Below are 11,874 nucleotides of genomic sequence, written 5' to 3' on the forward strand. Positions count from 1 at the left end.
GGCAGAGAGGCCGGTATGAGCGGATTGCGCGCACGGCAGAAGGCGGACAGGCACCGCCGCATCATCGATGCGGCGACGGAGCTTTTCCGTGAGGCCGGCTATGAAGGCGCCAAGATCGAGGCCATAGCTGCGCAGGCAGAGGTCTCGATCGGCACGATCTACAATTACTACCAGAACAAGGGTGACATCCTCGGCGCCATCGTGGCTATGGAGGTCAACGAGGTGCTGAATGCCGGGCAAGGCGTGGTCGGCAGCCCGCCGGCCGATGTCGGCGACGCGCTCGACAGGCTGATCGGCATCTATATCGAGCACTCGCTGAATTACCTGAGCAAGGAGATGTGGCGGCAGGCGATGGCAATCTCGACCCAATTGCCCGACAGCCCTTTCGGCCAAGCCTATACCGCGCTCGACCGCGCCTTGACCGAACAGATCCGGGCGCTCATCGCCCGCCTGCAGGAGATCGGCCTGGTGCGGTCAGATATCGATGGCCCGGCGGTGGGCGAGCTGATCTTCAACAACATGAACATGATGTTCATCGAGTTCGTGAAGCGCGACGAGGCGAAAATCCCGGAGCTGCGCGCGGCGATAAGGCGGCAGAACCGGATCTTGGTGGCTGCGATCGGCGTATAGAAGATCAAGAGCGAGCAGGTAGAGGGCTTTCAGCAAAGCGTCGCGGCCGAACGTACTCACTGACGGTTGATCAGCCACAGAATGGTCGAGAGAACGACACTGATCAGAATTGCCGTGGTGATGGGAACGTAGAGCCTGAAATTCTCGCGCTCGATCACGATATCACCGGGCAGCCTGCCGAGGCCGATCCTGGTCACCCATGGCCACAGCAGGCCAGCGGCAACTATGCTGAGGCCAATGACGATCAGAGTTCGCGACATGGCAGCACCTGCCGGAAATAGCGCATTGCCAGAATATAGTGATGCTCGAAAGCTGGCAGAGCGAAGGATGGTGCCCCCGGCAGGGATCGAACCCGCGACCTTCGGTTTACAAAACCGCTGCTCTACCAGCTGAGCTACAAGGGCACGGCGCTCCGGTAGCACATTTCGTGCGCCAGTAAAGACAAAACTCCGTTTTGGGTTGCTAATGGACCGCTTGGCTTAGTCGGCATACTGAAAAGCGGCGCGCCGCTTCCTACATCTCTGTCGGGTGCAATCGCGTCGAACGGGGTGTCGCATGATCAGATTCGTCATCATCCTACCGCTCATCGTCGTGACCTGGCTTCTCCTGATGAAGGCCGTCAGCGATCTGAAGAAGGCCAACATCGACTGGACGGGCGTCACCACGATCATCGGCTTCATCGTGCTGGCCTTCTGGCTGCGGCACGTGACGGGGATGGGGTGAAGGGGAGTGAATGGTGAATGGTGAAAGGCGGCGTTTTCTCGACCATTCACTCATTCACCCATCCATCGAACCTTTTGCCACCGCTCCGCCACAACTGATCACCAGGGGCGAATGGTCGCCTCGATCAGAGATAGGAGCAGTCCCGAAAGATTTGAGCCGCTTCCGGGCCACTCAAAAAATCAGAAAAAAACTTCGAACCTTTTCCGCGCTGCAACGACAGATGATCAAGAGGCGGATGGATCGCCTCGGTCAGGAACCAAGGAGATCATCATGTTCAAGCGCACGCTCGTTTCGACCCTTATCGCCACCTCTGTCGCCGCCGGCACGCTGGCCGGCACCGTCCAGCCTTCGGCCGCTCACGACCATCATCACCGCCGCGAGCTCGGCATCGGCATCGCCGCCGGCGTTGGCGGCTTCGTCCTGGGCAACCTGCTCGCTCAGCAGCCGCGGACGGTCTATGTCGAGGATGGCTACCACGGTTCCTGGCATGTTCGCCGCTGCATGGCCCGCTATGCCAGCTACGATCCGGGCTCGAACACCTACATCGGCTACGACGGCTATCCGCATTACTGCCGCCTCTGAGAGCAATTCCAGGAAAAGCGCATAGCGGTTTTCCGTCCGGAATTGCGTAAAACAGAGGAGAGCCACCGTCTCGCAACCGGAAAGGGGGCTTCGCGGCCCCTTTTTCGCCTGGTGCTAGGAGGTCTTGGCCTCGATCGCCAATCCCGCGCTGCGGCAGGCGCCGGCAACAGCAAGCCCGGCATTCGGCGATTCACCGCTCATCGCGACAAGTTCGAAGCTGTTTCCAGCATCCGGGTAGACCTTGGCAATGAAGGCTTTGCCGTCGCTGGAGCCGCCGGCCGAACGCTTGTCGTCGACAAAGCCGCAAACCACGATCTCCTGGCGGCCGTTCAACGTCCGCTCACCGGCAAGCATCGCCCCGAACTTCGCCGAGACTGGATCCTTTAAGTGCTGGCGGACGCCGGCGGTAATGATCTCCTCGAGGGCGAGCGAGATCGGTATGGAATCGACGCGCTGCCGGTTCGAGTCCGGCACCGGTGTCGTGGTGGCGCATCCGCACAGTGAAGCGGCGAGCAAGAGTTGAACCGTTTTCAGCATCCCCGCCCTTTCGCATGCATTCGAACGCCGCGGCAAGACGGCAGGGCCTATGCAGCCGACGGTGTACAGCGATACGTTTAGTCTGGCCCGCTTCGAGATAGCGGCCAAGAGCGCGCTGCCCGGCGCATGACGCCGGGGTCATCCGCAAACAAAAGCTGTCGTAGTCAGTAGGCTTTCACGCCGCCGATCATCTTCGTCACCTCGGCCGCGGCCTCGCGCACCAGCGGGCCGATCTCCGCCAGGCGCTCCGGAGTTACCCGCACCGTCGGACCGGACACGGAAACGCCGCCGATCGGCTCGCCGAACTCGTTGAAGATGGCGGCGGCGACGCAGCGCATGCCGGGATGGCGTTCCTCGTCGTCGACCGACCAGCCGCGATGCTTGATGGTCGCCAGATCATGAGCCAGCGCCGAGATGTCGGAAAGCGTCTTGTCGGTGTAGCGTTGCAGGCCGGCCTTGCGCAGGATGGCGGCGACCCGCTCCGGCTCGAGATGCGCCAGCACCGCCTTGCCGATGCCCGACGCATGGAAGGAGCTACGCGTGCCCGGCCGGAAGAAGGCGCGGATCGCCTGATGCGTCTCGACCTGGCTGACGAAAACCACGCAATCGTCCTCGGCGACGCCCAGATTGGCGGTCTCGCCGGTCTTTTCCATCAGTTCCTGCATGACGATGCGGGCGCGGTCGACCAGCTTGCGGCGGCGCAGGAAGGCGGCGCCCATGCGGTAGGTCTCGACGCCGATCGACCAGAGCTGGTCGGTCGAGTCGAACTCGACCATGCCGTGGTTCTCCAGCGTCGTCAGCATGCGGTAGGCCGTTGAGGCGGCGATGCCGCTGCGCGCCGCGACCTCGCTCAAGGACAAGCCGCTGGCGTCCGCGACGATCGCCAGGATGCGCAGCGCGCGGTCGAGCGACTGCACCGAAGCCGCTTCCTGCGGGCCGTTGAAGGCACGCGGACGGCCGCGTTGGCGTTTTTCTGTGGTTTCCATGCACGCATTCTCCGCAATTTCGCGCGGAGCACAATGAAAAAGTTTTTCACTGGCTGCCGTAGCGATTTTCTGGAAAAGGAAAAGATCAGTGAATTCAGCAATGTACAACAGTTTTCTAGAAATGAAAAAATATTCTGAAAAAATTGAAAAATCGAGAATGCGCTGGCATTCTGAAGCCAACCAACGAAGTGGAGGCTGAACATGGCCAGGATGCGCGCTGTCGACGCGGCGGTTCTCGTTCTAGAAAAGGAAGGCATCACCAATGCCTTCGGCGTGCCGGGCGCGGCGATCAACCCGCTCTATTCGGCGCTGAAGGCGCGCGGTACCATCCGCCACGTTCTCGCGCGCCATGTCGAGGGCGCCTCGCACATGGCTGAAGGGTTTACCCGCGCCAAGGCCGGCAATATCGGGCTCTGCATCGGCACCTCAGGTCCGGCCGGCACCGATATGATCACCGGGCTCTATTCCGCCTCGGCGGATTCCATTCCCATCCTCTGCATCACCGGGCAGGCGCCGCGCGCTCGCCTCAACAAGGAGGATTTCCAGGCCGTCGACATCGCTTCGATCGCAGCACCCGTCGCCAAATGGGCCGTCACCGTCATGGAACCCTATCTGGTGCCGATGGCGCTGCAGAAGGCGTTCCACCTGATGCGCTCCTCGCGACCGGGCCCGGTGCTGATCGACCTGCCGCTCGATGTGCAGCTTGCCGAGATCGAATTCGACATCGAGGCCTATGAGCCGCTGGTTCCCTTCAGGCCGGCAATGACGCGCGCCCAGGCCGAAAAGGCTTTGGCGATGCTCAACCAGGCGCAAAAGCCGCTGATCGTCGCCGGCGGCGGCATTATCAACGCCGATGCTTCCGATTTGCTGATCGAGTTCGCCGAAGTCACCGGCGTGCCGGTCATTCCGACGTTGATGGGCTGGGGCGCGATCCCCGACGATCACCGGCTGATGGCCGGCATGTGCGGCCTGCAAACCTCGCACCGTTACGGCAACGCGACAATGCTTGAGGCCGACTTCGTCTTTGGCATCGGCAACCGCTGGGCCAATCGCCACACCGGGTCGGTCGACGTGTACACGAAGGGCAAGAAATTCATCCATGTCGACATCGAGCCCACTCAGATCGGCCGCGTCTTCGCGCCGGATCTCGGCATCGTCTCGGATGCGGGCGCGGCGCTGAAGATGCTGCTCGACGTCGCCACCGAGTGGCGTACGGCCGGCAAGCTGCGCGACTGGTCGGGCTGGGCGAAGGAATGCCAGCAGCGCAAGAAAACCATGAAGCGCAAGACGCATTTCGAGCAGGTGCCGCTGAAGCCGCAGCGCGTCTATGAGGAGATGAACAAGGCTTTTGCCCGCGACACCACCTATGTCACCACGATCGGCCTGTCGCAGATCGCCGGCGCGCAATTCCTGCATGTCTACAAGCCGCGCAACTGGATCAACTGCGGCCAGGCCGGCCCGCTCGGCTGGACGCTGCCGGCCGCGCTCGGCGTGCGCGCCGCCGATCCCGATCGCGCCATCGTCGCGCTCTCCGGCGACTACGACTTCCAGTTCATGATCGAGGAGCTGGCGGTCGGCGCGCAGCACAAGCTGCCCTACATCCACGTCGTCGTGAACAACGCCTATCTCGGGCTGATCCGCCAGGCGCAGCGCGGCTTCTCGATGGACTACGAGGTGAGCCTCGCCTTCGAGAACGTCAACCGGGCAAACGATCCCGTGGCCGGCTACGGCGTCGACCATGTCGCGGTCGCCGAGGCGATGGGCTGCAAGGCGGTTCGTGTGCGCAAGCCGGAAGAGTTCGCCGGCGCCTTCAAAGAGGCTGAGCGGCTGATGAAGGAACACCAGGTCCCGGTCGTTCTCGAATTCATCCTCGAGCGTGTCACTAACATTTCCATGGGCACCGAAATCGACAAGATCACCGAATTCGAGGAGCTTGCCGAAAGCCACGAGGATGCGCCGACGGCGATCGTGATGCTCGATTAAGGTCCGGCGGAAAGAAGGAGCAAAAGAATGCCGCGTTTTTCAGCCAATCTTTCGATGCTCTTCGGGGAGCACGAATTCCTAGACCGTTTCGATGCCGCTGCGCGCGCCGGCTTCAAGGGCGTCGAATATATCGGGCCGTACGACCATGCGCCGGACGTTGTTGCCGCTCGCCTCAAGAAGAACGGCCTGACGCAGGTTCTCTTCAACCTGCCGGCCGGCGACTGGGCAAAGGGCGAGCGCGGCATTGCCGTGCTGCCCGACCGCGTGCCTGAATTTCGCCAGGGCGTCGCCAAGGCGATCACTTATGCGCACGCGGTTGGCTGCGAGCAGGTCAACTGCCTCGCCGGCATCGCGCCGCAGGGTGCCGATCGCACTGCTTTGGAAAACGTCTTTGCCGAAAATCTCGCTTTCGCGGCCGAAAAGCTGGAGCAGGCCAGCATCAAGCTGCTGATCGAGCCGATCAACACTCGCGACATTCCGGGCTTCTTCCTGAATTATACCGATCAGGCGCTGGCGCTGATCGACCGCATCGGCTCGAAGAACCTGTTCCTGCAATACGACATTTATCACATGCAGATCATGGAGGGGGATCTCGCCCGTACCATCGAGGCAAACCTTGGCCGCATCGCGCATATCCAGCTTGCGGACAATCCCGGCCGTCACGAGCCGGGGACGGGCGAGATCAATTATCCCTTCCTCTACGACCATATCGACCGGCTCGGCTATTCCGGCTGGATCGGCGCCGAATACAAACCGAAGGCCGGCACGGAGGTGGGACTCGGCTGGTTCCGGCAGTTCGCCGGGCAGGGGAGTGCGGCGGCTTAGGCGCTTCTCAACCAGCCTCGGCGCTGCCCCTCACCCTTACCCTCTCCCCGTGAAAAACGGGGGAGAGGGGGGTCGCCAGCGCTGGAGCTTGTCCTCCTTCTCCCCATCCTTCACAGGGAGAAGGTGCCGGCAGGCGGATGAGGGGCGGCGCCAGCCTTCGATCCATTCGGACAAAGATCTTCAGGAGACCGCAAAATGGAAACCATCGGCTTCATTGGCCTCGGCATCATGGGCGCGCCGATGGCGGGGCATCTGCTCGACGCCGGCTACCCGGTCATCGCCAGTGACCATCGCTCGAAGCCGCCAGCCGCTCTCGCGGCCAAGGGGCTGAAGACCGTCACCGGCCATGATGCGGTGGCCAGCGCCGCCGGCATCATCATCACCATGGTGCCCGACACGCCGCAGGTGGCGGATGTGCTGTTCGGCGAAAACGGCGTCGCTTCAGCTTTGTCGAAAGGCAAGCTCGTCATCGACATGAGCTCGATCTCGCCGATCGCCACCAAGGACTTCGCCAAGAAGATCAACGATCTCGGCTGCGACTATCTCGACGCGCCGGTATCCGGCGGCGAGGTCGGCGCCAAGGCAGCCTCGCTTACCATCATGGTTGGCGGCGAGGAAGAGGCGTTCGAGCGCGCCAGGCCGGTGTTCGAGAAGATGGGCAAGAACATCACGCTGGTCGGGCCGAACGGCGTCGGCCAGACCACCAAGGTCGCCAACCAGATCGTCGTGGCGCTCACCATCGAGGCGATCGGCGAAGCCCTGGTCTTCGCCTCGAAGGCCGGCGCCGATCCTGCAAAGGTTCGCCAAGCCCTGATGGGCGGTCTCGCCGCCTCGCGCATCCTCGAAGTGCATGGCGAGCGCATGATTAAGCGCACCTTCGCGCCCGGTTTCCGCATCGAACTGCACCAGAAGGACCTCAACCTCGCGCTGGAAGGCGCCAAGGCGCTCGGCGTTGCGCTCCCCAACACCTCGACGACGCAGCAACTGTTCAATTCCTGCGCCGCCAATGGTGGGGCGAAGGAGGATCACTCGGCGCTGGTCAGGGCGCTGGAGCGGATGGCGGGCCACGAAGTGGCCTAGAAGCGAATAGCGAATAGGGAGTAGCGAATAGGGATTGCAGGCCGACGGGCCGCCGTGTCTCGGCTATTCGCTATTCGCTATTCGCTATAAATTTCCTGGCCGCATAAAGGCTCACCGCCGCGGCATTCGACACGTTGAGCGAGCGGATGGCGCCGGGCATGTCCAGGCGGGCAAGCGCCGTCACCGTCTCGCGCGTCTTCTGGCGCAGGCCCTTGCCCTCCGCCCCCAGAACCAGCGCAATTTTTCCTCCGGCGAAGCTCTTTTCCAGCTCCGCCGATCCCTCGGAATCGAGCCCGATCGTCTGGAAGCCGGCATCGTGCAGTTGACCCAGCGCGTCGGCGAGGTTTTTCACCTCGATCTGGTCGATGTGCTCCAGCGCGCCCGAGGCCGATTTCGCCAGCACGCCCGATTCCTGCGGGCTGTGGCGGGCCGTCGTGATCAGCGCGCCGGCGCCGAAAGCCACCGCCGAGCGCAGGATAGCGCCGACATTGTGCGGGTCGGTGACCTGGTCGAGCACCAGCACCAGCTTTGTGTCGCCGAGCGTGTCAAGGCGCTTGGGTTTAAGCGGTTCCGCCTCGATCAGCACGCCCTGATGCACGGCGTCCGAGCCGGTGATTTTGTCGATATCTTTCGGCTCGACCAACTCGGCCTTGAAGGGCAGGGCGGCAAGATCGCCGATCGCCAGACGCTCGGCGGCATTGCGGGTCACCAGCATTCTTTTGATCTTGCGTCGCGGATTGTCGAGTGCGGCCCGCACCGTGTGCAGGCCGTAAAGCCGCACCAGTCCGTCGGCGGGGCCTTCGCCTGGCGGCACCGGTTGGCGCGGCCGGAATGCCGGCGCGCCGCCCGCCTTCTGGTCGCGATGCGCGCGCCTCAGCTTGGCGTAGTGGGTATCCTTCGGGGTGCCCGGTTTGCTGCTTTTGTTGTCGCTCATGCCGGCCTCTATAACCGTCCCGGCCGGCTAAGGATACGGGCTGCGGCGACGAATGCTGAACATCCTCGAAAAACCCTGGCCGCGCCGGTTGACACCCACCGGCCTTGCCGCCATAAGGCGCATCGCTGATTTCGGAGAAGATCCTTACTCGGGCTCCGGGTCGGCTGAAATGCCTCGTTGCATGGCTCCGGCGGCAGACTGGAGAGGTGCCCGAGTGGTTAAAGGGGACGGACTGTAAATCCGTTGGCTTAGCCTACGTTGGTTCGAATCCAACCCTCTCCACCACTGCCGGCCCGGAAGCCCTGAAACGAAAAGCACCGGAAGTGTGCCACTGTCTTCCGATGCTAGCGCAGGCGGGTATAGCTCAGTGGTAGAGCAGCAGCCTTCCAAGCTGAATATGCGGGTTCGATTCCCGCTACCCGCTCCAGATCTTTCTCCTCTTATGCCTCAAATGAAAGACGCCGAGCACCCGTGGCGCGCGGCGTGTTCGGCCCGCCTTGTGCTTAGCTGTTGAAAGCCGATGTCACCTGATGTTGTGGCGGGACTTGGCCGTTCGGCGTCAGCTTGTCGACAACGCCGGGCAGCGCCGTGGACAATTGCTGCAGCAGCTCCTGCTCGTTCATACCGGTACGTTGCGCGATCTCGCGGATCACCGCCGGCCCCAGCGCCGAGCCGAGATCGTTGGCGTTGATCGGCCGGTTCTGGCCGGTGCCGACCCAGGAATCGGCAACGTTGCCGTGGCCGGCGTCTCGCAGTCTGTCGAGCAGCCCGCCCAGTCCGCCGAGCAGGCCGCCATCGGCGGAGGTTCCGGCGGGAGTTGGGGCGGGGGCCTGAGCTTCGGCTGGCTGTTCCTCGCTTCTGCCGCTCAGCATCTTGCCGACCAACAGCGCGCCGAGCGCGATCATCAGGGGTTTGGTGATGTTGCCGCCGGGAACGGCGTTGTCAAAAAGGCCCATCATGGATCTCCTATCAACCAAGTCCACCCGGCGCCAGAATGGCTCAACCGGGGGGATTTTCAAGCTGTCTTGAGCTTTTGACAATCATATGAAAATGATTGGCAGCGGGGGGATTGGAGGGAAGAAATGGGCATCATCAGCTGGATCATTCTCGGCGCGATCGCCGGCTTCATCGGCAGCAAGATCGTCAACAAGACCGGTCAGGGCTTGATCATGGACATCGTGCTCGGCATCGTCGGCGCGATCGTCGGTGGCGTGATCTTCAGCGCCTTCGGCGCATCGGGCGTCACCGGCCTCAACATCTGGAGCCTGATTGTCGCCGTCATCGGCTCGGTCGTCGTGCTCTGGGCTTATCACCAGTTCTCCGGCAGGCGCACGCTGTAGAACGGTCGAACGATCGGCGAAACCACGGCTCGATCGCCGTGGTGGGATCGTCAGCCGAGCGCTGGTCGTCGAACGCGACCGCGCTGCGTATTGGCATTGGATGGCGTGGGGCGGAACGGCGATGGCGGTCCAGATTCAAGGCCTTCCGGTCACCTATTATCCAATCCCGAAAAGCGGCACCAGCAGCGTCAAATACGCGCTGATGGCGCTCGGCGGCAAGCAAGCCGTTCTGCTTGACCCGGACAACGACGTCCACAGTCAAATTGCAACCAATTGGGCCGATCCGTTCGAGCCGGTCTATGACGGGCTTAGCGGCAAATTCACGATCGTTCGTGATCCGCTGGAGCGGCTGCTCTCGGCTTATTCGAGCAGGATATTGGACACCGATGTCCTACGGTCACGCTCGCCCAACCTTGAGTTGCTCGAGAGCTTTGGGCTGCCGACCAACCCGGATCCCGATACCTTCATCCTCAACATCGAAAAATACTGCGCGTGCTCAGGGGACATCCACTTTCACGTCGCCTCGCCACGCCGCTTCATCGGTTCCAGCCTGTTCCTGTTCGAGCACGTCTTCAAATTCGAGGACATGGACAAGGTCGGCGCCTTCCTGTCCACGGTCAGCGGCAAGACAGTCTCTATGCCGCGGCTGCAGGCAGCCCGGGGCAAGGTCAGTCCCTCGGATCTTTCCCCCGCGGCGTTCAGAAGGGCGATGCGCTTCTGCCGCTACGACTACGGTTTCCTTGTCGACTATTACGATCCGGCACGATGGGGAGGCATCCCCCAAGGCGATCCCGATGAGACGTCCTCGCTGCATGTCGCCGGCGATCTGACGGCTTTTCGCAACGGCCGTCTGGTCTACCCGCGGACGCTGCGCAACCTCGTCGGTTTCCTTGCCAAACGTCCGCTGAAGAAAAGGGTGGGGCTGTAGCGTTCAGCTTTTCAGTCCGGACGACCTCAGGCCACAATGCTCAAGCGCCTCCTTCGCTCGTCGAGCGAGACGATGGCGAGGCCGCTGCCGATCACCAGGAGAATGCCGCAGACGGCGAGCGCGTTGGGGAGCTGCCCGAACACCAAAAGGCCGGAAATCACCGCCCAGACGGTGAAGCAATAATAGAAGGGCGCCACCGCGCTTGTCGGTCCGACGCGATAGGCCATGAAGATGAAGAAGTGACCGAAGATCAGGAACAGGCCGGCGCCGGCAAGCAAAAGGAGATGACGGCCCTCCGGCATCACCCACTGTTCCGAGACAAGGTGTGCGACACCTGAGCCGAGCAGCACGACAACCACGGCGGAGATGGCGACAATCATGCCGGGCACCTCGGCGCCCACCTTACGTCCGGCGAGGTCGCGCGTCGCGGCCAGGGCCGCGTTGCCCAGCGCCAGCAAGGCATAGATGGAAATGCCCTGCATCGTCGGTTGCGCCACCATGACGGCGCCGACAAAGCCGAGGCTAATCAGCGCCATTCGCACGGCGCCGATCTTCTCGCCGAAAAGGAGCGAGGACCCGACCAGCACGATGAGCGGCGTGATCTGCCCGAGCGCCGTCGAATCGGCGATCGGCATGTTGGCCAACGCCACGACGTAGCAAAGGATCGCCGCCAGCTCGCAAAGGTTCCGGCGCAGCACCTTGCGTTCGAACAGCAGCGGGATCTGCCTGCCATAGCCCAGCATGAAAAGCAGCGGCATGCCCCACAGTGTGGCGGCCGCGCCACGCAGCAGCAGCACCTCATAAGGCGGCAGCCCTGCGGTCGCGAGCTTCATCATCGTGTCATTGACGAGGTAGGAGCCCGTCGAGACGATCATGAACAGCGGACCGCGGATATTTGCCGGAATGAATTGCATTGGCTGAAGAAATCAGAGCCGGATCGGGGCGGCAATGGGCCAGTTCCGGCCGATCGGGCGTCTACCCGCGCGAAACTTGTCGATGAGCTAGCCGAGGCAAGACGCGCGGATTTGAATTCGCCTGTCGCGATCCTATATCCGCGCCATACCCCTGAAATCAGATCATTGGTTCGGCTCGAGCGAGACAACGCTCAACCACAAGGCACTTGTGTTTTGCGGCCGTTGTCGCTAATCGCCCCGCATTCGACTGAACTGAAGGTCAAGGCCGCCCAAGGAAAGAGACTATGGCAAAAGGTAAATTCGAGCGCACCAAGCCGCATGTGAACATTGGCACGATCGGCCACGTCGATCATGGCAAGACGTCGCTGACGGCGGCGATCACGAAGTATTTTGGCGAATACAAGCGCTATGA

General features: G+C 62.3%; 15 protein-coding genes and 3 tRNA genes. 11 read left to right on the top strand and 7 right to left on the bottom strand.

What is annotated here, in order from left to right:
- Positions 1-15 precede the first annotated feature (15 nt).
- Complete coding sequence (locus tag EOA32_RS07965; protein ID WP_066989542.1) at positions 16-630, top strand: TetR/AcrR family transcriptional regulator; 615 nt, start codon at positions 16-18, stop codon at positions 628-630.
- 56 nt (positions 631-686) lie between these two features.
- Here EOA32_RS07965 and EOA32_RS07970 read toward each other — a convergent pair whose 3' ends face one another.
- Positions 687-890, bottom strand: coding sequence for a DUF2905 domain-containing protein (locus EOA32_RS07970; RefSeq protein WP_128371413.1), 204 nt, complete (start codon positions 888-890; stop codon positions 687-689).
- 68 nt (positions 891-958) lie between these two features.
- Positions 959-1,034 (bottom strand) — tRNA-Thr (locus EOA32_RS07975).
- Between the two features lie 151 nt (positions 1,035-1,185).
- Here EOA32_RS07975 and EOA32_RS07980 point away from each other — a divergent pair.
- Both EOA32_RS07980 and EOA32_RS07985 read left to right on the top strand, forming a co-directional pair.
- The gene (locus EOA32_RS07980; protein ID WP_082953745.1) at positions 1,186-1,353 is read left to right on the top strand and encodes a hypothetical protein; all 168 of its coding nucleotides are present in this window, start codon (positions 1,186-1,188) and stop codon (positions 1,351-1,353) included.
- Between the two features lie 270 nt (positions 1,354-1,623).
- A complete protein-coding gene (locus EOA32_RS07985; protein WP_066989901.1) occupies positions 1,624-1,935 on the top strand; it encodes a BA14K family protein in 312 nt (103 codons plus the stop codon).
- Between the two features lie 114 nt (positions 1,936-2,049).
- Here the strand turns inward: EOA32_RS07985 and EOA32_RS07990 are convergent, their stop codons facing one another.
- Both EOA32_RS07990 and bhcR read right to left on the bottom strand, forming a co-directional pair.
- On the bottom strand, positions 2,050-2,472 hold the full coding sequence (locus EOA32_RS07990; RefSeq protein ID WP_128371414.1) for a hypothetical protein: 423 nt from the start codon (positions 2,470-2,472) through the stop codon (positions 2,050-2,052).
- A gap of 164 nt (positions 2,473-2,636) precedes the next feature.
- Positions 2,637-3,458 carry an HTH-type transcriptional regulator BhcR gene (gene bhcR, locus EOA32_RS07995; RefSeq protein WP_128371415.1) on the bottom strand — a complete coding sequence of 274 codons (822 nt, stop codon included), beginning with the start codon at positions 3,456-3,458 and terminating at the stop codon, positions 2,637-2,639.
- A gap of 201 nt (positions 3,459-3,659) precedes the next feature.
- Between bhcR and gcl the strand changes: the two genes are divergently transcribed.
- The 3 genes from gcl (at position 3,660) to EOA32_RS08010 (ending at position 7,346) form a co-directional block, all read left to right on the top strand.
- The gene (gene gcl, locus EOA32_RS08000) at positions 3,660-5,441 is read left to right on the top strand and encodes a glyoxylate carboligase (RefSeq protein ID WP_128371416.1); all 1,782 of its coding nucleotides are present in this window, start codon (positions 3,660-3,662) and stop codon (positions 5,439-5,441) included.
- 27 nt (positions 5,442-5,468) lie between these two features.
- On the top strand, positions 5,469-6,266 hold the full coding sequence (gene otnI, locus EOA32_RS08005; RefSeq protein ID WP_066989553.1) for a 2-oxo-tetronate isomerase: 798 nt from the start codon (positions 5,469-5,471) through the stop codon (positions 6,264-6,266).
- Positions 6,267-6,461: 195 nt separating this feature from the next.
- Positions 6,462-7,346 (top strand): 2-hydroxy-3-oxopropionate reductase, encoded by an 885-nt coding sequence (locus EOA32_RS08010; RefSeq protein ID WP_066989555.1) that lies wholly within the window; start codon positions 6,462-6,464, stop codon positions 7,344-7,346.
- 70 nt (positions 7,347-7,416) lie between these two features.
- Here EOA32_RS08010 and EOA32_RS08015 read toward each other — a convergent pair whose 3' ends face one another.
- Positions 7,417-8,280 (bottom strand): RNA methyltransferase, encoded by an 864-nt coding sequence (locus EOA32_RS08015; protein ID WP_066989557.1) that lies wholly within the window; start codon positions 8,278-8,280, stop codon positions 7,417-7,419.
- A 200-nt stretch (positions 8,281-8,480) separates the two neighbouring features.
- Here EOA32_RS08015 and EOA32_RS08020 point away from each other — a divergent pair.
- Positions 8,481-8,565: transfer RNA gene (locus EOA32_RS08020), tRNA-Tyr, on the top strand.
- Positions 8,566-8,633: 68 nt separating this feature from the next.
- A tRNA-Gly gene (locus EOA32_RS08025) sits at positions 8,634-8,707 on the top strand.
- A gap of 76 nt (positions 8,708-8,783) precedes the next feature.
- Here the strand turns inward: EOA32_RS08025 and EOA32_RS08030 are convergent.
- Entirely contained in the window at positions 8,784-9,236 is a 453-nt protein-coding gene (locus tag EOA32_RS08030; protein WP_095832897.1) for a YidB family protein, read from the bottom strand.
- Positions 9,237-9,362: 126 nt separating this feature from the next.
- On the opposite strand from EOA32_RS08030, the gene EOA32_RS08035 reads away from it, so the two are divergent.
- Positions 9,363-9,620, top strand: a complete 258-nt coding sequence (locus EOA32_RS08035; protein ID WP_066989559.1) for a GlsB/YeaQ/YmgE family stress response membrane protein — start codon at positions 9,363-9,365, stop codon at positions 9,618-9,620.
- A gap of 121 nt (positions 9,621-9,741) precedes the next feature.
- Entirely contained in the window at positions 9,742-10,548 is an 807-nt protein-coding gene (locus EOA32_RS08040) for a sulfotransferase family 2 domain-containing protein (RefSeq protein ID WP_189406995.1), read from the top strand.
- A 26-nt stretch (positions 10,549-10,574) separates the two neighbouring features.
- On the opposite strand, the gene EOA32_RS08045 is transcribed toward EOA32_RS08040, so the two are convergent.
- Positions 10,575-11,462 (bottom strand): DMT family transporter, encoded by an 888-nt coding sequence (locus tag EOA32_RS08045; RefSeq protein ID WP_095828500.1) that lies wholly within the window; start codon positions 11,460-11,462, stop codon positions 10,575-10,577.
- 284 nt (positions 11,463-11,746) lie between these two features.
- Between EOA32_RS08045 and EOA32_RS08050 the strand changes: the two genes are divergently transcribed.
- The coding region (locus EOA32_RS08050; RefSeq protein ID WP_244571411.1) for a GTP-binding protein at positions 11,747-11,874 on the top strand (128 nt) is incomplete at its 3' end.

The organism is Mesorhizobium sp. M1A.F.Ca.ET.072.01.1.1, assembly GCF_004023325.1.
GTDB lineage: Bacteria > Pseudomonadota > Alphaproteobacteria > Rhizobiales > Rhizobiaceae > Mesorhizobium.